Source organism: Pseudoselenomonas ruminantium, assembly GCF_900142515.1.
GTDB lineage: Bacteria > Bacillota > Negativicutes > Selenomonadales > Selenomonadaceae > Selenomonas_A > Selenomonas_A ruminantium_D.
The window spans coordinates 1-24221 of record NZ_FRBC01000008.1 but is presented as its reverse complement, the minus strand read 5'-3'; the positions used below and the strand labels follow the sequence as shown (position 1 = coordinate 24221).

The window sequence follows — 24221 nt, the reverse complement described above, 5'->3', positions numbered from 1 at the left end:
TGTTTTTTTTGGCAAAGGAAAAGAAAAAAGTCAATGATGTTGAGTTTAAGAAACTAAAGGAAAAACTCAAAACGAGATTTGTCAATGCTGCACATATCATGTGGGGCCGGGATTTGGACGAATTGACGGAGAATGAGATATTTCAGACGGTAGCTGCTACGGCAAAGCAGTACATTTCCGAGAATTGGATCAAGACCAACAAAGCCTATATGGAGCGGGAAGAGAAGCAGATCTATTACTTCTCCATCGAATTCCTGATGGGCCGTCTCCTGAAATCCAACCTGATCAATCTGGGGCTGGAAGAGGCAATCCGGGAAGTATTGGGAGATTTCAAACTGGACTTGGATAAAGTCTATGAGGAAGAACCGGATGCCGGTCTGGGCAATGGTGGCTTGGGCAGACTTGCAGCCTGCTTCATTGATTCCATGGCAGCGCATCATCTGCCGGGGCATGGTTGCAGCATCCGTTATCAGTATGGCTTGTTTGAACAGAAAATCATTGATGGCAATCAGGTTGAGATTCCCGATAACTGGCTCAAAAATGGTTTTGCCTGGGAATACCGTAAACCAGATAAGGCGATTGATGTCAAGTTCTACGGCAATGCCTATATGAAGGAAATGCCGGATGGCAGCCTGAAATTAGTGCATGAGAACCCCATGGTGGTTATGGCTGTACCTTATGATGTGCCTATTGTGGGGTATCATAATAATACGGTTAACAACTTGCGCCTTTGGAATGCGGAAGTAAACCGTGACTTCTCAGACTATGGTTATCTCACGCAGGAACAGATTCGCCAGAAGAACGAGTACCGTTCCTTCGTAGAAAGCATCACCCGTTATCTCTATCCGGATGACAGCACCTGGGACGGCCGCAAGATGCGTTTGATTCAGGAATACTTCATGACATCTGCCGGTGTGCAGAGTATCGTCCGTCACTATAAGAAGACGGGAATGAAGATTCAGGATCTCAGTCAGAAAATTGCTATCCATATCAATGATACGCATCCGGCAGTAGCCGTTCCGGAACTCATGCGCATCCTTATCGATGAGGAAGGTCTGGAGTGGAGTGAAGCCTGGGCTATTACCAAGAATACCATCGCTTACACCAACCACACGATTATGCCGGAAGCGCTCGAGACCTGGCCGGTAGATATGTTCAAGGAACTGCTGCCGCGTGTCTACATGATCATCGAGGAAATCAATCGTCGCCATCTGGCAGATGTGCGTGATCGTTATCCGAACAATGATGGCAAGGTACAGGCCATGTCCATCCTGGAAAACGGCATGGTACATATGGCGAGACTGGCCATTGTCGGTGGCCACAGCGTCAATGGCGTAGCCAAGATTCATACCGATATCCTGAAAGCTTCCACGCTGCATGATTTCTATGAATACAATCCGAAGATGTTCAACAACAAGACCAATGGCATCACGCATCGCCGCTGGCTTATGGGCGCCAATCCGGAACTGGCTGGCCTGATTGATGAAACGCTGGGCAGCCGCCGCTGGCACCGTTATCCGGAACAGCTTGACCTCTTGAATGACTTCGTGAGCGACAAGCCTTTCCTCGCAGAATTAGGGAAAATCAAGCATCTGCGCAAGGAGCATCTGGCGCAGTACATTCTGGAACATAACCTTATCAAGGTCAATCCGGACAGCATCTTTGACATTCAGGTCAAGAGAATCCATTCCTATAAGCGTCAGCTCATGAATATCCTCCATATCATGTATCAGTATAACGCGCTGAAATATGATAAGGGCTATGATATGATTCCGACCACCTATATCTTTGGTGGTAAGGCTGCGCCGGGCTATTATATCGCCAAGGAGACCATCCGCCTGATCAATGCGGTGGCTAACAAAGTCAATAACGACAGGACGATCAAAGACAAGATGAAGATAGTCTTCATCGAGAACTTCGGTGTTTCCATCGGCGAGATCGTCTATCCGGCAGCGGATGTCAGTGAACAGATCTCTACGGCATCCAAGGAAGCTTCCGGCACGGGCAACATGAAGTTCATGATGAATGGTGCGATTACGCTCGGAACGATGGATGGTGCCAATGTGGAAATCCGCGAAGCTGTCGGTGGGGATCATGGCGGTGATGAGCATTGTGTTATCTTTGGCCTGCGGGCAGAAGATGTTCTGACTTACTACATGACGGGTACTTATTCCGCTTGGGATGAATACAACAGCAATGAAATGGTCCGCTTTGTCATGAATCAGCTTATTGATGGCACATACGGTGATTTCCGTTCCCTCTATGATTATCTCATCCATGGTAATGACGAGTTCTTCATTCTCAAGGATCTCAGTTCTTATGCATGGGGGCATGAAGAGATCATGCGCCGGTACAAGGACAAGCTTGGCTGGCTGAAATCTTCGGCCATGAATATCGCCAACTCCGGCCGGTTCTCGTCTGACCGCACGATAGACGAATATGCGAACGAAATCTGGCATGTAAAACCAGTCCGTATTTCGTAAGCTGGGGGACTGTCAAGGCCTTCTCCATAGGAGAAGGCCAACAAGGGGGATTATTTTTGAAAACTTCTGATTTGAGTGAGTTTGACCGTTATTTGTTTCATCAGGGGACAAATTATCATGCCTACGAGATGTTAGGCGCCCACTTTGTCGAGCAGGAGGGCAAAAAAGGTATCCGCTTTGCTGTATGGGCTCCTCATGCCAAGTCTGTCAGTGTGGTGGGGGACTTCAACAGTTGGGATACCAGGGTGAATCCCATGCACAAGATCGGCGATGGGGAAATATGGGTAACCTTCCTGGAGGGCTTGGGAGAAGGCGAACTTTACAAGTATGCCATTGAGCCGCAATGGGGAGGACCACATATCCTGAAGGCAGATCCATATGGCTTCTATGCGGAGAAAAAGCCGGAAACGGCCTCTCGTACCTTTGACATGAATCATTACAAATGGGGAGATGACAGTTGGAAGGTACAGAAGCGCAAGGAATCTTCTTATGACCGTCCCATGCTGACCTATGAGGTGCACCTGGGATCCTGGCGCCGCAAGGAGGATGGGGAGTACCTTACTTACCGGGAAGCTGCTGAGCAGCTTATCGGCTATGTAAAGGAAATGAATTACACCCATATCGAACTGATGCCGCTCTGTGAACATCCCTTTGATGGGTCCTGGGGATATCAGGCTACTGGCTATTTTGCAGTGACCAGCCGCTATGGTACACCGGATGATTTTCGTTATCTGGTGGATATTGCTCACCAGAATGGCATTGGCATCATCATGGACTGGGTGCCAGGTCATTTCTGCAAGGATGAGCAGGGGCTCAGGCATTTCGATGGCCTGCCTCTTTATGAATCGGATAATGAGCAGCGGGCGGAAAATTGGGAGTGGGGTACGACCAACTTCGATTACGGCCGGACAGAGGTGCAGAGTTTTCTGATTTCCAATGCCATGTTCTGGTTCGAGGAATTCCATATTGACGGACTGCGCATTGACGCGGTGGCCAATATGCTCTATCTCAATTACGGCCGCAAGGATGGCGAGTGGATGCCCAATAAATATGGCGATACCGGCAATCTCGAAGCCATGGACTTCCTGCGGAAACTCAATGAAGCGATTTTCAAATTCCACCCCCAGGCACTGATGATTGCCGAGGAATCGACGGCCTGGCCCCTTATATCGAAACCCGTCTATATGGGGGGAATGGGCTTCAACTACAAATGGAATATGGGCTGGATGAATGACATGCTGAAGTATATAAGCCTTGATCCCATTTATCGCAAATGGAATCACGACAAGGTGACGTTCTCCTTCATGTATGCCTTTTCCGAGAATTTTGTCCTGCCCTTGTCCCATGATGAAGTGGTACACGGCAAGTGTTCGCTTATCAGCAAGATGCCTGGAGACTATTGGCAGAAATTTGCCGGACTCCGCGCGTTTTTCGGCTATTGGATGGCTCATCCCGGCAAGAAACTGCTCTTTATGGGCGGTGAATTTGCCCAGTTCATCGAGTGGAATTTCGATGACGAACTGGACTGGCACCTGATCAAAGAGTTTGACATGCATGCCAGGATGTTGTCCTTCTCCAAGGCTCTCAATAAATTTTATGTGGATACCAGAGCGTTCTGGCAGGTTGATTTTGACTGGAACGGCTTCCAATGGATCGATCCAAACGACAATAACAACAGCATCGTGTCCTTTATCCGCAAGGCTGAGGACAGAAATGATTTTGTTATTGCCATCAGCAACTTCACCCCTGAGGTGCGGCAGGATTACCGCATCGGCGTACCGGCAAAGGGCAGCTATATCGAAGTGTTCAACTCCGATGAAGAAGCCTTCGGTGGCAGCGGTGTGAAGAATGTGGGCGAAATCCAGAGCCAGGATAAACCCTGGCACAATCGGGAGCAGTCTATCAGCCTCACCATTCCACCACTGGCTACCATCTATCTGCGTTTGAAGCGTCAGGATGGCTCCAATGCGTCCTTTCCTGAAATGCATAACCAGGTAGAAGCCAAGGGGGTTGAGATGGGGGAAGAGAAAACTTCGACAGCTGCTATAGCGGCTACGGTAACCACGAAGAAAAAAACTACGACGAAAAAAACTACAGCAAAAAATACAGCTAAGACCACGAAAAAAACAACAAGCAGCAAAAGCAAGGCTGTCAGGGCAACCAAAGCTAGGACAGCATCCACGCGGAAAAGAGCGGATAAGTCCTCAGGGGAAGATGCCGCTGTTAATGCCTAAAGCTCAGTTTTTTTAAGGTTAGGGAGGAAATCCGAAATGAAAGTTCTTTATGTAGCATCGGAAGCAGTACCTTTTGTCAAGACGGGCGGCCTGGCCGATGTAGCCGGTTCGTTGCCCAAGGCACTCTTGAAAGAAGATGTTGATATCCGCGTCATTATGCCGAAATATGGTGCCATCGCCAAAGAATATATCGAACAGATGGAACATGTCTATGATGGAGAGCTCGAAGTTGCCTGGCGCAGCAAGTATGTCGGCCTGGACAAATTGGAAAAAGATGGCGTGACCTATTACTTCGTAGATAACCAGGAATATTTCAATCGTGAAGGCTTCTATGGTTATGATGATGATGCTGAGCGCTTCTCCTTCTTTAGCCGGGCTGTGCTGAATCTCCTGCCGGCCATGGATTTCTGGCCCGATGTCATTCATTCCAATGACTGGCATGCAGGCCTTGTCAATGTGTTCCTGAAACTGGAGCATATGGAAGATGAACGCTATCAGAATATCAAGACGCTCTATACCATCCATAACCTGAAATATCAGGGCGTTTTCCCGAAGGATATCATGCAGGATGTGCTGGGGCTCGATTGGAAGTATTTCAACAATGGCGATCTGGAGTTCTTCGATGCAGTCAACTTCATGAAGGGCGGTATCATCTACTCCGATTATGTATCCACCGTCAGCAAGACGTATGCTCAGGAAATCCAGTATGAATATTTCGGTGAGCATCTGGATGGCTTGCTCCGTAGCCGCCGGGATGACTTGTTCGGTATCGTCAATGGTATCGACTATGATGTCTATAACCCCATGACGGATAAGAACCTCTTCGAAACCTATGATGTGGACAGCCAGGATCGCAAGATGGACAACAAGGTAGCCCTGCAGAAGATGCTGGGTCTGCCGGAAGGCCGCCGTACGCCGGTAGTGGCATTGGTTTCCCGTCTGGTTGCTGCCAAGGGGCTTGACCTTATCGTGCGCATGATGGATGAAATCCTCATGCATGAAGATATTCAGTTTGTAGTTCTGGGTACTGGCGACAAGGAATACGAAGACTGGTTCAAGGGACTGGCATGGCGTTTCCCGCATAAGGTTTCCGCCAATATCAAGTTCTCCAATGAACTGGCTCAGCGCATCTATGCTGGCGCAGATATCTTCCTGATGCCATCCAATTATGAACCCTGCGGTATCGGCCAGATCGTGGCTATGCGCTATGGTACGATTCCTGTAGTCCGCGAAACGGGCGGTCTCAAGGATACGGTACAGCAGTATGACAAGTACACCCAGACCGGTAATGGCTTCGTCTTCAGTGACTATAATGCTCATGAGATGATGTACTCCCTGAAACGGGCACTGAGCTCTTATGAGAACTATGAAGAGTGGAACCATATCGTGCATAATGCGATGGCTACGGATTTCAGCTGGAACAATTCGGCAAAAGAGTATAAGAAGCTCTATGAGCAATTGGTAAATAAATAAAAGGACAGGGGCTATGAACAGCCTATGCCGCCCCCTTTAGGGGGCGGCCTTTTATCCATTTTGAGGAGGTGGGATTAAGTGCTTACGCGGAATGAAGTAGAGCATAACTCTCATAATGTATATTACCGAAGCCCGAGAGGAGCTGCTGAAGCTGGGAGCAAGGTCAGGCTGGGCTTGCAGATTCGTAGCAGGCAGCAGATCAATCAGGTGCTCTTGCATGTCTGGCAGGATAAGATTGGCGAAAAACTTCTGCCATTGGTGACGAAAGATCCTTTGGATGCAGATCATCGCTATTATTATATTGATTATGAGATGCCGCCTAAAGGTGACTTGCTCTGGTATTATTTCATTATCTCCTGCAGTGATGGTACCTGCTACTATGGCAATAACCGTGAACAGTGGGGCGGGCCGGGAGACGTTTATACCCATGTGCCGCCAGCCTATCAGATTACGGTTTATAACAAGGGCGCAAAGACTCCGGATTGGTTCAAGCATGCGGTCATGTATCAGATCTTTCCAGACCGCTTTTATCGGCAGGGCGATAAGCTTATCGAGAAGGAAGGCGCGGTCTATCATGCCAGCTGGACGGATGATCCCTGCTATTATAAAGATCCCGATACCAAAGAGATCGTTTCCTATGATTTTTTTGGGGGCAATCTTGCCGGACTCATGGCTAAGCTTGACTATCTGAAAGAGCTTGGCATCAGTGTGATCTATCTGAATCCTGTATTTGAATCGGAAAGCAATCACCATTACGATACGGGCGATTACCATAAAATAGACCCTATTCTGGGAACGAATGCGGAATTCCATGAATTCGTGGAACAAGCAGCGAAAAAAGGTATCCGCGTCATTCTGGATGGCGTGTTCAGCCATACTGGCAGCAACAGCCGTTATTTCAACCGCAAGGGCAAATACGATGGCGTGGGCGCATTTCAGTCAGAAAAATCACCCTATTATGAATGGTATAGCTTCCGTAATTTTCCCTATGAGTATGATTGCTGGTGGGATTTCAATACACTGCCCAATGTGCGGGAAACGACCCCATCCTATATGGATTTCATCATCAGAAAACCCGACAGTGTGCTCCATCACTGGCTCAAGGAGGGAATAGCCGGCTGGCGTCTGGATGTCATCGATGAACTGCCCGAGCCATTTTCGCAGAGTTTTTATGCAGAACTCAAGAAAACCAACAAAGATGCGGTGATGATTGGTGAGGTTTGGGAAGATGCTTCCAATAAAGTAGCATATGGAACGCCCCGCAAATACCTTTGCGGTCAGGAAATGGATTCTGCCATGAACTATCCCTTCCGCAAGATCCTGCTGGATTATCTCCTGGGGTATGTGACAGGGCATAACACGATGCGCCAGCTCAACAGCCTGCGGGAAAATTATCCACCAGAGAATTTCTATGCGATGATGAACTTGATCGGCAGCCATGATGTGCAGCGGGCCATCACCGTTCTGGGGGAGACTCCTTATTACGACGGGATGCCGGCTGTTGAGCAATGCCGGGCCAGATTATCTCCTGAAATGTATAAGGTGGGCAAGTCCCGGCTTAAAATGGCGGCCTTGTTCCAGATGACCTATCCGGGAGTGCCCTGTATCTACTATGGGGATGAAATCGGCATGGAGGGTTTCAAGGACCCGACAAACCGCCGTCCGTACAAATGGCAGGGCGGGGATGAAGAACTGCGCGAATTCTATCATACGATCATCAGGGCGCGCAATGAGAATGATGCTTTGCAGACCGGGGAATTGCTGAGCCTGACAGCAGAAGGGGACATCCTGGCTTTTGCCCGGGTGGTGCGCAGCGGGCATGATGTCTTTGGCATGGATGCGGCGAATGGTGCTTTTATCACCATATTCAACCGCAGCCGTACGGACAGTCATACCGTGCATCTCGATATCAGTGACTTTGCGGATGGCCAGTTCGTGGATATGGTGCCGATGGAGGGCCGGAAAGAGGAGTTGCTCTTGTCCCATCGTGGCAAGCTGGATGTAAAGATGCCGCCGTTGAGTGGCAGGCTCCTGCGCTATAAGCCATTGCCACGGAAATACGAACGGGAGGCAGGGATCCTTCTGCATCCGACATCATTACCGTCTAAATACGGCATCGGGGATTTAGGCAAAGAAGCCTATAAGTTTGTGGACTTCCTGGCTGCAGCGGGCCTGAAGGTCTGGCAGATCCTGCCTTTGGGGCCGGTTGGCTTTGGTTTTTCTCCTTATCAGTCCCCCTCGGCCTTTGCCGGGAATCCGTTGCTGATTGATGTAGATGAATTGTTGGAGCATGGTTGGATCACGCCTGCTGAAGCCCGGGTTCCCTATGCCAGCAAATCTTCGTTCATTGACTTTGAGCGGGTAATCTCCTTCAAGCATAAATGTTTCAAGAAAGCCTGGATTGCTTTCCAGAAATCAAAGGATGTGGAGATAAAGGGGGAATATCAGGCCTTTATCGAGGAAGCGGCCAGCTGGCTGGATGATTATGCGCTCTTTGATGCAGCGAAGAAGGAGTATAAGAACAAACCCTGGTTTGAATGGCCGGAGCCTATTGTACGCCGGGAGCCCAAGGCTTTGAAGAAATTGGCGGAGCATATGGAAGAAGCAGTTGGTTATGCCAAGTTTGTCCAGTTCCTCTTCCATAGACAGTGGAATAAGCTCCATGAGTATGCAGGCAGCAAAGGCATCAAGATCATGGGGGATATGCCGATATTTATCTCGCATGACAGTGCGGATGTCTGGGCCAATCAGAAACTCTTCGATCTGAATCCGGATGGATCGGCTAAGACCGTGGCGGGGGTACCGCCTGATTACTTCAGCGCGACCGGTCAGCTTTGGGGCAATCCCCAGTATGATTGGGAGGCTATGGAGCAGGAAGATTATACCTGGTGGAAGAAGCGCTTTGTCAATCTTCATCGGTTGGTGGATATCGTGCGCATCGACCATTTCCGCGGGTTCGAATCTTATTGGGAAGTGGATGGCAAGGCTGAAACGGCCATCAATGGACATTGGCGCAAAGGCCCGGGCAAGCCATTCTTCGATATCATCAAGAAGGAGATCGGTGATATGGAGATTGTGGCAGAAGACCTGGGTATCATCACCGATGAAGTGGAAGCCCTGCGTGAAGCTTGTGGTTTTCCTGGGATGAAGGTGTTGCATTTTGCCCTGCACTTCAATGAACAGGGCAGGATGGGCTTCGTTGCTTCGGAAAACAGTATTGTCTATACCGGGACTCACGACAACAACACCACGGTTGGCTGGTATAATCAGGACCTAGATGATGCTGCCAGGGCTTCGGTTGCGGCATTGGTCGGTGCCAAACTGGATCGTCCCTGGGATGTAGCTAAAGGCCTGATGAAATTCGCGCTGGCATCGGAGGCACGGCTGGCGATTGCGCCCATGCAGGATGTTTTGGGGCTGGATGAACGTGCCAGGATGAATACTCCGGGTACCGTGGGGCTCAATTGGAAATGGTGCCTGAAGCCGGACTATCTGCTGGGGATCGATATAGAGGCCATCAAGAAGCTGTGCGAGAAATATGGACGCTGCTGAGAAGGGATAAAGCAGCCCTCCTTCAGGGGAAAGCAATTTTTCTTTTCAAGAGACAATTCATATGATATAATCGTTAAAAAGCTTTTGTGGACAATATACAGGAGGACGATATTTTGAGCAAGCCAGCAAATGAAATGATTTTGGTGTTGGATTTTGGCGGACAGTACAATCAGCTGATTGCCCGGCGGGTGCGGGAAAATCATGTGTACTGCGAAGTGCATCCCCATACCTTGTCTTTGGACAAGATCCGGGAAATGGCACCTAAGGGCATTATCCTCACCGGAGGCCCCAACAGCGTTTACAAGGAAGATTCCGCGACCTGCAGCGAGGAACTCTTCAAGCTGGGCATCCCTGTTTTGGGCATTTGCTATGGTTCCCAGTTGATGGCTCATAAGCTGGGTGGCAAGGTGGACACGGCGCCTACCAGCGAATATGGCAAGACGGAAATCACCATTCAGGAAAAGTCCTCCCTGCTCTTTGCAGATGTAGATGAAAAGACCATCTGCTGGATGAGCCATACCGATTATATTGCCAAGGCTCCGGCTGATTTCGCTGTTACGGCCAACACGCCTGTCTGCCCTGTGGCCGCTATGGAGAATGCAGCGGAAAATCTCTATGCGGTGCAGTTCCATCCGGAAGTCATGCACACGGTACAAGGGCAGACCATGCTCAAGAATTTTGTCTATAAGGTCTGCGGCTGTGCGGGTGACTGGAAGATGGATTCCTTCGTGGAAAAGACCATCGCGGAACTCAAGGAAAAGATCGGCTCCGGCAAGGCACTTTGCGCCCTGTCCGGCGGCGTAGATTCCTCTGTGGCTGCTGTCCTCATGTCCAAGGCAATCGGCAAGCAGCTGACCTGCGTGTTTGTTGACCATGGTTTGCTGCGCAAAGATGAAGGCGATCAGGTAGAGGCTGTGTTCGGTGAGAATGGCCCTTATGATGTGAACTTCATCCGTGTCAATGCCAAAGACCGTTTCTATGCCAAACTCAAAGGCGTAACGGAACCGGAAGCCAAGCGCAAGATCATCGGTGAAGAATTCATCCGCGTATTCGAAGAAGAAGCCAAGAAAATCGGTGCGGTAGACTTCCTCGTGCAGGGGACGATCTATCCGGACGTCATCGAAAGCGGCTTGGGCAAGTCTGCCGTGATCAAATCCCATCACAACGTAGGCGGCCTGCCGGATTTCGTGGACTTCAAGGAAATCGTGGAGCCGCTGCGTCTGCTCTTCAAGGATGAAGTACGAAATGCTGGTCGTGAGCTGGGCATTCCCGAATATCTTGTAAGCCGTCAGCCTTTCCCAGGCCCGGGCCTTGGTATCCGCATCATCGGTGAAGTCACGGAGGAAAAGGTCAAGATCGTGCAGGAAGCGGACGCCATCTACCGTGAGGAAGTGGCTAAGGCCGGTGCCGACAAGAACCTCGGCCAGTATTTTGCCGCTCTTACGAACATGCGTTCCGTGGGCGTTATGGGGGATGGCCGTACTTATGACTATGCCATTGCCCTGCGTGCGGTCATGACCTCTGATTTCATGACGGCGGAAAGCGCACAGCTGCCTTGGGAAGTCTTGCAGACCGTCACTACCCGTATTGTCAATGAGGTAAAGGGTGTCAACCGCGTCATGTACGACTGCACGGGCAAGCCGCCTGCAACCATCGAATTTGAATGATTAAATTTCGATTAAAGTTTGATAGTAACTATTAATTTTTCCTGCATCTGTTCGATAGAATAGATGCAGGAATTTTTTTCTGACGAGTGAAGAAAGGAGGATATCATGAGTATCAATACGATTGCGGCAACCAGCAGTCTGAATTATTGGCATCAGCAGGCGCAGGCAGCCCGGACCAGTCATAGTGTCCATGGGGCAACAAGCGCATTTGGAAAGATCCTGGCCAGTCTGACTGCTGCGGAGAAAGCTGCAGATTCTGAGGTGGAAAAGGGAGTTTCCACGGTTACCCTGACAAGGGTGCTGGCAGATGGTTCGTTGGTGCTTCAGCGGGTGGAAGGGAACAAAGTCATTTCCGAAACCAAGCTGGATGGCAGCAGTGTTTTACAGCAGCAGCACCTTTTGGAAGGAAATGGGCTTAGCACAGCCTATGCCGGAACCGCTGCGATGGGGAGTGTCGGAGCAGGATCGGTTTATCGTGCATCTGTTTGATCCGGCTGCGGATCAGGCAAAAGGGATTAGAGGAAGGACTTGTCATGAGGAAATGGCAGGAAAGGGAATTATATGATAAGGGAATATCGTGAACGAAGAGGCTCAAAGGTTGTGGTTACCTTTGAGCCTCTTTATTTTTGTCGAAATTTCATTTATGGTTGCTCAAGAAACCTCAGACTTTTCTGAACAATGCTATAATGGGGGCAGAATTGAGAGGAGGGGAGCGGAGTGGAAGTAAAGGAGTTTATCAGTAAACACACATTGGCCTGTCTGGCGGGCGGATTTGCCATCGGCCTTGTGGTTTGTGGCATTGGTGCCGGAATGATGTCCTTTTCCGGTTCGCCGGCTTTTTGCGGTTCCTGCCATGCCATGAAAAGCGAAGCGGCGACCTTTGCCAAGTCTACGCATCAAAAACAGGACTGTGTGGAATGCCATCTGCCTCATGACAATATGGCAATCTACATGATTGAGAAGGGACGCACGGGGATGGTGGATACCTATCATGCGGTGCTGCGGGATTATCCGGCGCATATCAAGCTGTCCGCAGATGGGAAGAAGACGGTGAACAGCAACTGCCTGCGCTGTCATGAGAACACCATGGCCAATGTCCATGCGGCAATCGGCGTGGATTTGGACACCGGTGCGGACTGCATGAAGTGTCACAGCCGGATTGCTCACGGCTCGAATCATCTCGAAGGGGGGATAAAAGTTGAGTAAGCTACAGAAAATATTAGCTGGGATTGTGGCCGTCTGCGTGCTGTTCTTCGGCTTCGTGGTGGTTCGTCTGGGGGCAACGCCCAACGACAACAGCGTGAAACTGAAGGAAATATCCCATGAAAATTACGCCCATCTGGGCAAAGAGGCCTATAAGGATGCTTATCCGCTGGAATACAAATCCTTCATGAAGAACAATATGGGGGGCGAATCGCCCACTGGTTACGGCGGCAGCGATCCGGGAAAATCCTATATCGAAATGCAGCCGGAAATCAAGGAAAATTTCAAGGGCTACAAATTCTCCGTCCAGTATGATGTGGCCCGCGGCCATACCTGGGCTGGCGTGGATCAGCTGAATTCCCAGCGCATCCCGCCCCAGAAGGGCAACTGCATCGTCTGCAAGAGCTCCTGGATGTATGACAAATGGTACAAGGAAAGCGGCTGGGATTTTGCCTCCAAGCCTTTTGCTGAGGCTACGCCGCCCTATACCGATAAGGACACCGTGGAAGGTACCGACCTGTACTTTGGCTGCTCCTCCTGCCATGATCCCGATACCATGGAACTGCGCGTTTACCAGCAGGGCTTCGTGGAATCCATGGCTATGAAGGGCATCGACATCAGCAAGGCCAGCCACAATGAAATGCGCGGCTACGTCTGCGGCCAGTGCCATAACGAATACTACTTCATGAAAGAAGATGGCCGTGTCCGCCATCCGTTCATCGGCGGCTGGGAACCGGAAGAACAGTTCCAGTGGTATCAGAGCGGTGCAGCTGGCGGCTTCACGGAAGACTGGATCCATCCCGACTCCAAGACGCCGATGCTCAAGGCTCAGCATCCGGACTTTGAGATCTGGACCACCAGCGTTCATGCCGACGCCGGCGTGACCTGCGTGGACTGCCATATGCCTTACATGCGTGAGGATGGCCAGAAATACACCTCGCATTGGATGACCAGCCCCTTGAAGACGGCTGAGGAATCCTGCCTCAAATGCCATGACGAGAGCAAGGAAACCCTGATTGCCCGCGTCAAGACCATCCATGACAATAACTTCAAGCTCCAGCGTGTCGCTGGTCAGACGGTAGCCAAAGCTCATCTGGCTGTCAAGGCCGCCATGGATGCCGGTGCAACCGACAACCAGCTGGCCGCCACCCGCCTGAAACTCCGCGAAGCACAGTGGTATTGGGATTGGGTTGCCGCTGAAAACGGCAACGGCTTCCATAACCCTGACAAGTGCATGCGTATCAGCGGTGAAGCCATCGATCTGGCTCATCAGGTCATTGAAGAGGCAAATGCCCTCGTCAAAGGTAGCTTGTAAATTAAAATCATAGGTATAAATAATAAACACCTTTATTGGTATATGTTATACTGATAGAGGTGTTTGTTTTTGTTTGCAACCTAGTGTTGCGTTGCAACTTTATTGTGCACAGATTGTGCATCTGTTGTCGGAAAACAGCCTTGAAAACGTGTTTTTACTCACTTGCTCCAATTGGCACGCTATTTGCATTATAAATAAGTGTAAAGCGGATAAAGGAGGATCGGCAAAACAAATGATTTTATAGTCTGAATAATAGCAAAGGGGAGAATAAAATGGAAGTGAGTAATTTCAGCGGTGTGGACACGATGATTATCATGGGAATGGTATTTGCCTATATTGCCATAACCAGCTATCTGAGTGTAAGGCTGCGCAGCAAGACCAGCAGTGAATTCATGAATGCGGCCAAGACGATGCCGGCAGTTATCGTAGGCGTGTTGCTGATGACGGAATTTATCGGTGCGAAATCAACAGTCGGTACGGCTGAATCGGCGTTCCGTTATGGTATGGCTGCTTCCTGGTCAGTAATTGCAGCGGCGGTTGGGTATTTGCTTTATGGTCTGTTCTTTGTCAAGAAATTATATAAATCCGGTGAGTTCACCATTTCCGGGGCTATTGCCCAGAAATATGGACATTCGACGAAGATCATCGTTTCCCTGATTATGATTGCCGCACTTCTGTTGGTCAATGTGGGCAATTATATCAGCGGTGCGGCGGCACTGACAAGGATTATGGATGTGAATATCCCCGTGGCCATGCTGATCATCGCCGTAGTCAGTACCTTCTATTATGTGCTGGGAGGAATGAAGGGCGTAGCTTATGTGACGATCATCCATGCAGGCGTCAAATATCTGGGGTTGATCCTGGTTTTGGGTGTGGCGCTTTCCCTGTCCGGTGGTGTGCAGCCGGTAATTGATGATTTGCCGGATTGGAACTTCACTCTTGATGGACATATCGGCTGGCCGACAATCATTGCATGGATTCTGGCCACGTCAGGTTCGATCTTTTCCACGCAGTTTGTCATGCAGGCGATTTCCTCAACGAAGAGTGCTGGTGAAGCACAGAAATCCTGTTTCTATGCGGTTCTTCTCTGCCTGCCTTTAGGTTTGATCCTGGGGGCTGTCGGGGTAACGGCGCATCATCTTTATCCGGATATGCAGCCGCTGTATGCGCTGCCGGTATTTATCCAGCATATGGACACGCTGCCTGCTGGTATTGTGACGACCTCCATTGTGGCTGCTGTTTTTGTCAGCGTCAGCACCGTGGCTTTGGCGATTGCCTCTTTAGTCGTGGAAGACTTCTATGTGCCTCGCTATCAGCCAACGCCGGAACAGAAACTGAAAATGACTCGTATCCTGTCGATTATCATTGGCTTTGCACCGTTGCTTTTCGTCTTTGGTGTACCAGAAATATTGAAGCTGTCGTTCTTTACGCGCGCTTTGCGTCTGACTATTGCCGTGGTGGCTGTGCTGGGCTTCTATCTGCCGTTCTTCAACAGCACGCGGGGAGCCAATCTGGGGTTGTCCCTGGCGGCAATCATGACGGCGGTATGGTATCTGCTGGATAATCCTCTGGGCATTGATAATATTTACGTGGCACTGGCTGTACCGGGGATTGTCATGTTCTTTGAAAAGCTGCTGACTGGCGGCGATAAGAAAAAGGTGCCAGAAGGCAAGGAACAGGATGAAGAAGGCGAAGGACAGCTGTCCCATTGAATAAGCGAGGTGCATGATTATGATTGCGGGAAATCTTAATACGATTGGTCAGGAGTTAGGCATGTATCCGGCCGCTATCCGGCAGGGATTGAATTTCTTGCTGGAACATGATTTGGCAGCGCTGCCTGCCGGGCGCCATGAAATTGACGGACAGCGGGTGTTTGCCAAAGTTTCCTGTTATGATGCAGAGCCAGCTGATCAGCGCCGTCCGGAACGCCATGAGGATTATATCGATATCCAATGCATTGTGATGGGGGAAGAGAAAATCGGTGTCTGCTCGATGGATGATGTCCATCTGGTGGATAGCGATAAACTGGCCAGCAATGATATCCTTTATTATAACGCAGCGGAAAAGCCGGCAGAAGAAATGTGGCTGACGCTGCCTGCGGGAGGCCTGGCCATCTTCTTTCCCTGGGATGTGCATCGTCCCAATTGTCAGGCTGGTGAACATAAAGCGGTGAAGAAAATCGTAGTAAAAGTGTCAGCAGCAGCCTGCGGCTGTGAGAAAAGAGGTTTTTGAAATGACGATGAATTTTGATGGAAAACTGCGTTATGATCAGGAACATGATTGGCAGGAGGCCTATCTGCCTTCTGAGTGTCCTCAGAATCATGCCTCCAATTTGCTGGAACTTAGCAATGGGGATTTGCTCTGTGTCTGGTTTTCAGGTACACAGGAAGGTGTCAGCGATATTTCCATCTTTATGTCCCGCCTGCCGCAGGGCAGCGGTCAGTGGTTGAAACCGGAACAGCTTTCCCATGATGCGGAACGTTCCGAGCAGAATCCGGTGCTCTTCGAAAGCCCGGAAGGTGAGGTCTGGCTCCTGTATACGGCACAGAAATATGGCAATCAGGATACGGCTTTTGTCCGTTACCGGGTATCACAGGATGGCGGTTATACCTGGTCGGAAATCAGGACGCTGATTTCCGAACCGGGAACTTTTATCCGGCAGCCAATCACTGTCCTGCAGGATGGAAGCTGGGCTTTGCCGATTTTCCACTGTGCTACCCGTCCGGGGGAAAACTGGGTGGGGGATTACGATACGTCTGCTGTCTGCATTTCCCATGATAAGGGGAAGACCTGGCAGGAAGTATCGGTACCGGAAAGTGTTGGTTGCGTGCATATGTGCATCAATGTGGTGCGGGATGGTTCACTGGTTGCGCTGTATCGCAGCCGCTGGGCAGACCATATCTATCGCAGTACGTCTGCAGATGGTTATAATTGGTCGGAGCCGGAACCCATCAGCCTGCCCAACAATAATTCATCGATTCAGGCTACGACGCTGCAGGATGGCCGTATGGCGATGGTATTCAATAACATCTGTGCCAGTGACAGCAGTGACAGACGGGCCTCGCTTTATGATGAGATTGAAACGGGCCGCGTAGATGATGCGGAACGCAACAGCAACAGTCAGGTGCAGGTGGATAAATTGGGGCGCCATGCTATATGGGGCACGCCCCGGGCACCTATGGCCATTGCCCTGTCCGAAGATAACGGCAAGACCTGGCCTATCATCAGTTATCTGCAGGAAGGGGATGGCAGCTGCATGAGCAATAATTCCCGGGAAAAGAAGAATCGGGAATTTTCCTATCCTTCTATCAAACAGGGGCGCAATGGTGATATCCACGTCACTTTCACTTATTTCCGTCAGACTATCAAATATGTGCGGATTGCGGAAGATTGGCTGCTTAAACATCGTATTTCTTGAACTATTGGAGGCTTTATCATGAAGGATTGTCAGTTAACCATACCATCTGTCATTTATAGCGGTCAGGGAACATCCGGGAAAGTGGCAGAGATCATCCAACGGGAGCAGGCGAAATCCGTGCTGCTTTTCACGGGCAAGGATATCCGTAAAAACGGTTTGACGAAAACCGTAGAAGAAATCTGTCAGCAGGTGAACCTTCGGGTGGTGGATGATCTGGCGGCTGAACCAAGTGTCGCGGATGTTGAACGGACCATTCAGGCGGCAGGCGGCAAGGTGGATCTGATCATCGCCATAGGCGGTGGCAGTGTGATGGATGCCGCCAAGCTGGCCAGCATCATCATTGGAGCAGATTATACCTTGCAGGATCTGCTGCAGGACAGCAGCCGCGCTGTCAAGCAGATGAAGACGGTCATGATCCCTACGACTTGTGGGACCGGCTCGGAAGCTACCTGCAATGCTATCGTAGCCATTCCCGAATTGGAGACGAAAAAAGGTATTGTCAGTGATTGCATGATTCCGGATTATGTGTTGCTGGACGTGGATATGATTGCCAGATTGCCGGCTCCGATTTTGGCGGCTACGGCGGTCGATGCCCTGGCACATGTGGTGGAATGCTACACCTCGAAAAAGGCCACGGTGCTCAGCGATACCTATGCGCTGATGGGGGCGCAGAAGATATTCCATAATATCCGCAAGGCCTATAAGAATCCTGAGGATTTGGAGGCTAAACTCGAACTGATGGTCGGTGCATTCTATGGTGGTGTGGCGATCACCGGTTCCGGGACAACGGCGGTTCATGCACTTTCCTATCCGCTGGGGGGAAAATACCATATTCCTCATGGCGTATCCAATGCCATCCTGTTTGCGCATGTGATGGCCTTCAATAAGCGGGGCTGTGCCGAACGTCTGGCAAGGCTCTGTGATGTGGTCTATCCTAAGCAGGCCGGAACTTCCGTGGATGAACGCGCAGATTACATCATTGCCGATATTGCCAATGTTGTCCAGGAAACGCAGATTCCTGTCAGTCTGGAAAAATTCGGTGTCAAGCATGAAGAAATAGATTTTCTGGTAGAATCCGGCAGTCAGCAGACGCGTTTGTTGGTCAATAACTGCCTGGAACTGAGCAAAGCGGATATCCGCAGCCTGTATGAAAAATTATTTTAAACCTTGAAGAAAAGCCGCTGCTGGTCAGCGGCTTTTCTCGTGGTTGGGGAAAGGGTATAATAAAAAGGTATGTTTTCCGGAGGTGATGATTTATGGGGAAAGAGCAAATCCTCTTTGTGGCTCCGTTTGCTCATTTGGCACAGACAGCTAAGCGGGTAATCGCGGAGCGTTTCCCTCAGGAGGGAAAGAAAATCAAGGTGATTCAGGGAAATCTGGATGAGGCCATGCTGCAGCTGCATAAATCTTTGACAGATGGTGTAGAGGTCATTGTCAGCCGTGGCGGCACGGCTAAGTATATCCGCGAGAATGTGCCGCTTCCGGTGGTGACCGTTCGGGTAAGCTTTTTGGACATCCTGCGCAAGCTGTCCGAAACAGGGGCGCGTTGCCGTAAGATTGGCTTGGCAGGTTTTGACAATGTGATTTATGGCTGTGAAGAACTGGGCCGTGTCATGGGCGTGGAAATCGTGGAAATTCCTGTGCAGGGGGAACAGGAAGCACGGACGAAGATTGCTGCCGCCAAGGCACAGGGAATTGAATACATCTTGGGAGATGCCATCTCGGTGAAGGTGGCAGAAAGCCTTGGGCTGCCCGGTGTGTTGATTGATTCCGGGCGCGAGGCTGTCTATAAGGCGCTGAAGGATGCGCTTCTCATTGCGGATATCCGCCGGGAGGAGAAAAAGCGCTCGGCAACATTGGAAACGGTCATTGCGCAGAGTGACGAAGGTGTGATCACCACCGATGAACATGACCGTATCCGGTTGTTCAATGCGCAGGCGGAAAAGATTTTCCAGCACAGCCGTTTTGCCGTAACCGACAAACGACTGACAGACGCCCTGCAGGAACTGCGTGGGCTGGAATGGAGCAGCAATGGCGAAGGTCGGTTTACGGCAGTCTGTGCTATTGGTGGCTTCAATTATATGTTGCAGAAAAATCCGCTTCTGCTGGCCGGTGAACCCATTGGCAGCCTGTATCGTCTGCAGAATGTATCGGAACTGCAGAAAAAGGAGCGCAGCGTGCGGCAAAAACTCCACCGCAAGGGACTGGTGGCAAAGCATTTCCTGACCGATATCGTGGGGGATAGTGAGCCCTGTCAGCAGATGAAGCACAAGGCAGAAAAATATGCCCGTACCGATGCAACTATTCTGGTCACTGGTCAGTCGGGCACGGGCAAGGAATTGTTGGTACAGGGCATCCATAATGCCAGCCGTCGCGCCGATGGCCCCTTTGTGGCGGTGAATTGTGCAGCTCTGCCGGAGAACCTGCTGGAAAGCGAGCTCTTTGGTTATGAGGACGGGGCCTTTACTGGCGCCCGTAAAGGAGGACGTCCGGGCGTATTTGAGCTGGCTCACGGCGGGACGATTTTTCTGGATGAAATAGGGGAAATGCCGCGTGCTTTGCAGGCCAAGCTTTTGCGTGTGATTCAGGAAAAAGAAATCATGCATATTGGCGGTGACAGCATAATTCCCGTGGATGTGCGGATTATCGCTGCCACTAATCAGAATCTGCTGGCACAAGTGAAGCAGGGGGAATTTCGGGAAGACTTGTACTACCGGTTGAACATCCTGCGGATACAGATGCCGACTTTGCGGGAGCGAGCGGCCGATATTCCCGCTTTGGTGGAATTCATGCTGCAATCTTTTCGGGAACTCAATCCGCAGGTACAGGGCATGGAGCAGGCAGCTGTGGAATTTTTGCAGCAGCAGCCCTGGCCGGGCAATATCCGTCAGCTGGGCAATATGGTGGAACGGGCCGTGTTGCTGGCGGATATGCCTTGTATCACCTTGCAGTCGCTGCAAAGCGGCCTGGAACAGGATGAATTGGCTGAGGCAGATGAAAAAACGGCGGGGTCCGTGAGGGGAAATGAAAAAATGCAGGCTGTTGCGGAAGCGGCTCCAGAGGATTGGGAGCTGATGCAGCAGGTACTGGCCGAAGAAAAGTACAATTACAGCCGGGCAGCGGCGCGGCTGGGGATTCATCGTACTACCTTGTGGCGCCGGCTGCGCAGGAAAAAATAACCTTTGTTGCAAACTGTTGCATTTGTTTTGCAGGTTGCAATGAAAATGTGCAAGTTGTTGCAACGATTTTTTCCTTAACCCCCGTTTATCGCCTTTCTTTAGTTGGCATGGAATATGCATTTTATCCGGGTGGAGATGAAAAAAGCTAAAGAAGGTGAGGCAATGGTTAGTTTTGCGGTGATTGCTGACGATTTGACTGGCGCTAACGATACGGCGGTGCAATTTGCCAAGCGTGGTGTCGGTACAAGTGTTCAGATTGATATGCATCAGGAAGTGCCCAAAAGTGAAGGCAGCCGGGTGGTGGTCGTAAATACGGACAGCCGTGATCTATCTGCTGCGGATGCTTATCGGGTGGTCAAAGAAGCCGCCCGCCATTTGCAGGCTGAGCAGGTGCAGACAATCTATAAAAAAATGGATTCGACCTTACGGGGCAATTTTGCGGCTGAGATTGCTGCTGTTGCGGATGTATATCAGCCGGAGGCGGTGTTCATTGCCCCGGCATACCCACGGGCCGGACGCATGACGGTAGGCGGATATCATTTCCTGGATGGCCTGCCGCTGGAGTTCACGGAAATCGCACATGCGCCCAAGACGCCGGTTCAGGATTCTTATATTCCCGCGCTGATTGAGGAACAGACGGGCAGAACGGCAGCGGTGATTTCGCTTTCCGTCATCAAAAAGGGGCGGGAGGCTGTGGCCCGGGAAGTGGCAAGCTGCCAGAAGCAAGGAATTTCCTGGTTTATTTTTGATGTGGTGCAGGAAGAGGACTTCCTGACTATCCGTCAGGGAACGGAAGCGTGGCCTTCTGCCCTTTGGGCAGGTTCAGCAGGCTTGGCCGACTTTCTGACCGCCTCGCCGGAACTGGCGGATACAGATGAAGCTGGCTCTGGCCGGCGCAGCGGACCGGTTCTGATAGTCGCAGGCAGTGTCAGCGAAAAGACGCATCAGCAGATGCAGGAGGTCACCCGGCGTAATGCCCGGCTGATCAAATTGCCGGGCGAGAAGGTTCTGACAGAGGATGGCTTTTGGCAGGATTGTGCGGCACAGGTGAAACAGGCACTGGCAGAAGGCTGGAATGTATTGTTGGCGACCAGCGAATCTCAGCAGGATGTGACAGCGGCCGTAGCTGCTGGCAGCCGGGCAGGGCTTTCTGGACGGGATGTCAGTGAGCAGCTGGCGGTTGTACTGGGCAGGATCGTAGCGCAGCTGGATATGACGAAGCTGTCCGGCATGGTCCTTACTGGCGGGGATACCGCTGTACATGTGCTGAAGACAATCGGTGCCCGCTATATTGAAGTGGTAGCGGAAGTCGCCACAGGTATTCCTTTGGGCAAACTGCATGGCGGTACAGGTGATGGCCTGTGGGTGGTTACAAAGGCCGGTGCCTTTGGCCAGCGGGACTGTTTTATTGCGGCACTGAATGCCATTCACGGCAAAGCATAGGGGGAGTTATCGATGGAAAAACCGGTGTTGGGAATCACTATGGGCGATGCGGCTGGCGTTGGCCCGGAAATCATCATCAAGGCGTTGGCGGATCAGGGGCTTTATGAAAAAGCCCGCCCTGTAGTGTTCGGTGATCAGAAGATATTGGAGCGGGCGGCAGGCATCGTGGGCAGTCCGCTGAAAATCCGCAAGGTAGAGAATGCTGCGCAGGGAGGCAGAGATTATGGCATGGTGGATGTGGTGGATCTGAATAATCTGCCACAGGATTTGCCCTTTGCACAATTGGATGCCCGGGCTGGCAAGGCAGCTTACGAATACATTGCCGCTGCGGTGAAAGCTGCCCAGCAGCAGGAAATCCATGCCATTGTGACAGCACCATTGAATAAAGAAGCGCTGCATATGGGGGGCTGTCCTTATCCCGGCCATACAGAGATCCTGGGCGCTTTGACCGGGACGAAAGACTATTCCATGATGCTGGTTTCCGGTCCGCTGAAGGTCATTCATGTAACCACCCATGTATCCATGCGTCAGGCCTGTGATCTGGTCAAAAAGGAACGCGTGGAAACCGTTATCCGGCTGGCTGATGAAGCCGTCAAATTGATGGGCATTCCTCAGCCGCGCATTGCCGTAGCCGGATTGAATGCCCATTGTGGTGAGCATGGCCTTTTCGGCGATGAGGACGAACGCGAAATCGTCCCCGCAGTCGAGGCAGCACGGGGCGCTGGTATTGATGCACAGGGGCCGATACCGCCGGACAGCGTCTTTCATCGGGCAGCGAACAAGAAGGAATTCGACATCGTTGTGTGCATGTATCACGATCAGGGACATATTCCCATAAAGGTGCTGGGCTTTGAAACCGGCGTCAATGTGACGGTCGGACTGCCCTGCATCCGCACTTCCGTGGATCATGGGACGGCCTTTCCGGTGGCTGGCACAGGCAAGGCTGACAGCCGCAGCATGACGGAGGCACTTCTGTTGGGCGCACAGATGGCGCAGGTTAAATTTGCAGATGTATTGCAGTGAAATAGGGGGCATATATTATGTTTAAACCAGAAGGAATCATCACACCGGTACTGACTACGTTGGACGAAAAGGAAGAATTTTCTCCTGCAGCCTATAAAGACTTTATTGACCATTTGATTGGAGCGGGGGTCAGCGGGATTTTTCCCTTGGGAACCAATGGCGAATTCTATGCCTTCAGCTATGAAGAAAAACTGCGTATCATCGAGGCAGCCGTAAAAGCTGTGGATGGCCGGGTGCCGGTGTATGCAGGTACAGGATGCGTGACTACGAAAGAAACCATCAAATTATCCAAGGCTGTGCAGGCCATGGGCGGTGTGGATTGCCTGTCCATCATCTCGCCGTATTTTGTCGCGGTATCTCAGGATGATATCTATCGCCACTATAGCACGATTGCGCAGGCCGTGGATATGCCGATCCTGCTCTACAATATCCCTGGCCGTACCGGGAATAACATTGACTGGAAGACTGTCAAACGTCTGGCTGCTTATGAAAACATCATCGGTATCAAAGACAGCAGCGGCAATTTTGATAATACCCTGAAATACATCGAAAATACGGCCCCCAGCATTAATGTGCTGATGGGCAGTGACTCTTTGATTCTCTGGGCATTGCAGGCCGGTGCTGCGGGAGCTATCGCGGGCTGCTCCAACGTATTCCCTGAACTGATGGTCAGCATCTACAATTACTTTAAAGCAGGTGATTTGGCTAAGGCCAACGAAGCACAGAAAAAAATCCGCCCCTTCCGCAATGTCATGCAAATGGGCAATCCCAATTCCGTGGTGAAGCGGGCTGTGCAGCTGCGGGGCTGGAATGTAGGCCCTGCCAGAGAGCCGTCTAACTGCGTATCTCCGCAAATCGACGCGGCGCTGAAAGAAGTATTCAAGCTTTACGATAAATAAAAGAAGGCGCTGTGATGAAATGCGAAAGCATTTTATCCACAGCGCTTTTTTATTGCGTGATTTTGTATCTTATACCATTATAATCTAAAAAAGGGCGCAATGCCCCTTTCCCCATAAAGTAGCTTATTATCTGTTTATGCGGCTAATTTTACTCGATTGATTTTATTATGGTATTTATAAAGATTATGCCCTATAGAAACAAGGAAAATTTCCAGTCTTACCTGTTCCATGCCTTTTCTTACGACTCGTTTATACCAGCGATCATATTTCATTACGCCAAAAGTACCTTCTGATTGTATGGAGCGATTCATTCTCAGCAGTGCTCCGTGGAT

At 50.7% G+C, this 24221-nt stretch carries 17 protein-coding genes; 16 read left to right on the top strand and 1 reads right to left on the bottom strand.

The window, feature by feature from the left end; genetic code table 11:
* The first annotated feature begins 8 nt into the window (after positions 1-8).
* The 16 genes from BUB68_RS05535 to dapA all read left to right on the top strand — a co-directional run bounded on the left by BUB68_RS05535 (position 9) and on the right by dapA (position 23889).
* Positions 9-2483, top strand: coding sequence for a glycogen/starch/alpha-glucan phosphorylase (locus tag BUB68_RS05535; RefSeq protein WP_143188094.1), 2475 nt, complete (start codon positions 9-11; stop codon positions 2481-2483).
* 56 nt (positions 2484-2539) lie between these two features.
* Complete coding sequence (gene glgB, locus BUB68_RS05530; RefSeq protein WP_073088868.1) at positions 2540-4717, top strand: 1,4-alpha-glucan branching protein GlgB; 2178 nt, start codon at positions 2540-2542, stop codon at positions 4715-4717.
* A gap of 36 nt (positions 4718-4753) precedes the next feature.
* On the top strand, positions 4754-6190 hold the full coding sequence (gene glgA, locus BUB68_RS05525; protein WP_073088865.1) for a glycogen synthase GlgA: 1437 nt from the start codon (positions 4754-4756) through the stop codon (positions 6188-6190).
* Between the two features lie 78 nt (positions 6191-6268).
* Entirely contained in the window at positions 6269-9742 is a 3474-nt protein-coding gene (gene malQ, locus BUB68_RS05520; protein WP_073088863.1) for a 4-alpha-glucanotransferase, read from the top strand.
* A gap of 134 nt (positions 9743-9876) precedes the next feature.
* Positions 9877-11409: a glutamine-hydrolyzing GMP synthase gene (gene guaA, locus BUB68_RS05515; protein ID WP_081371882.1), complete on the top strand. Its 1533-nt coding sequence runs from the start codon at positions 9877-9879 to the stop codon at positions 11407-11409.
* A gap of 105 nt (positions 11410-11514) precedes the next feature.
* Entirely contained in the window at positions 11515-11898 is a 384-nt protein-coding gene (locus tag BUB68_RS05510) for a hypothetical protein (protein WP_073088861.1), read from the top strand.
* Between the two features lie 228 nt (positions 11899-12126).
* Positions 12127-12615, top strand: a complete 489-nt coding sequence (locus tag BUB68_RS05505) for a cytochrome c3 family protein (RefSeq protein ID WP_073088859.1) — start codon at positions 12127-12129, stop codon at positions 12613-12615.
* Positions 12608-13927 (top strand): ammonia-forming cytochrome c nitrite reductase subunit c552, encoded by a 1320-nt coding sequence (locus tag BUB68_RS05500; protein ID WP_073088857.1) that lies wholly within the window; start codon positions 12608-12610, stop codon positions 13925-13927. Before BUB68_RS05505 ends, BUB68_RS05500 begins: the two co-directional genes overlap by 8 nt.
* A 272-nt stretch (positions 13928-14199) precedes the next feature.
* Positions 14200-15639: a sodium:solute symporter family protein gene (locus tag BUB68_RS05495; RefSeq protein WP_073088855.1), complete on the top strand. Its 1440-nt coding sequence runs from the start codon at positions 14200-14202 to the stop codon at positions 15637-15639.
* 19 nt (positions 15640-15658) lie between these two features.
* Positions 15659-16159: a NanQ anomerase/TabA/YiaL family protein gene (locus BUB68_RS05490; protein WP_073088853.1), complete on the top strand. Its 501-nt coding sequence runs from the start codon at positions 15659-15661 to the stop codon at positions 16157-16159.
* Between the two features lies 1 nt (position 16160).
* Positions 16161-17345 (top strand): sialidase family protein, encoded by a 1185-nt coding sequence (locus BUB68_RS05485; RefSeq protein ID WP_073088851.1) that lies wholly within the window; start codon positions 16161-16163, stop codon positions 17343-17345.
* Between the two features lie 18 nt (positions 17346-17363).
* Complete coding sequence (locus tag BUB68_RS05480; protein WP_073088848.1) at positions 17364-18509, top strand: iron-containing alcohol dehydrogenase; 1146 nt, start codon at positions 17364-17366, stop codon at positions 18507-18509.
* 92 nt (positions 18510-18601) lie between these two features.
* Positions 18602-20524 (top strand): sigma 54-interacting transcriptional regulator, encoded by a 1923-nt coding sequence (locus BUB68_RS05475; RefSeq protein WP_073088846.1) that lies wholly within the window; start codon positions 18602-18604, stop codon positions 20522-20524.
* Positions 20525-20659: 135 nt separating this feature from the next.
* On the top strand, positions 20660-21967 hold the full coding sequence (locus BUB68_RS05470; protein WP_178139471.1) for a four-carbon acid sugar kinase family protein: 1308 nt from the start codon (positions 20660-20662) through the stop codon (positions 21965-21967).
* Between the two features lie 12 nt (positions 21968-21979).
* On the top strand, positions 21980-22990 hold the full coding sequence (gene pdxA / locus BUB68_RS05465) for a 4-hydroxythreonine-4-phosphate dehydrogenase PdxA (RefSeq protein ID WP_073088844.1): 1011 nt from the start codon (positions 21980-21982) through the stop codon (positions 22988-22990).
* A gap of 17 nt (positions 22991-23007) precedes the next feature.
* The gene (dapA, locus tag BUB68_RS05460; RefSeq protein WP_073088842.1) at positions 23008-23889 is read left to right on the top strand and encodes a 4-hydroxy-tetrahydrodipicolinate synthase; all 882 of its coding nucleotides are present in this window, start codon (positions 23008-23010) and stop codon (positions 23887-23889) included.
* A 134-nt stretch (positions 23890-24023) separates the two neighbouring features.
* Here the strand turns inward: dapA and BUB68_RS05455 are convergent.
* On the bottom strand, positions 24024-24221 hold a 198-nt coding region (locus BUB68_RS05455), incomplete at its 5' end, for a transposase (RefSeq protein WP_073088839.1).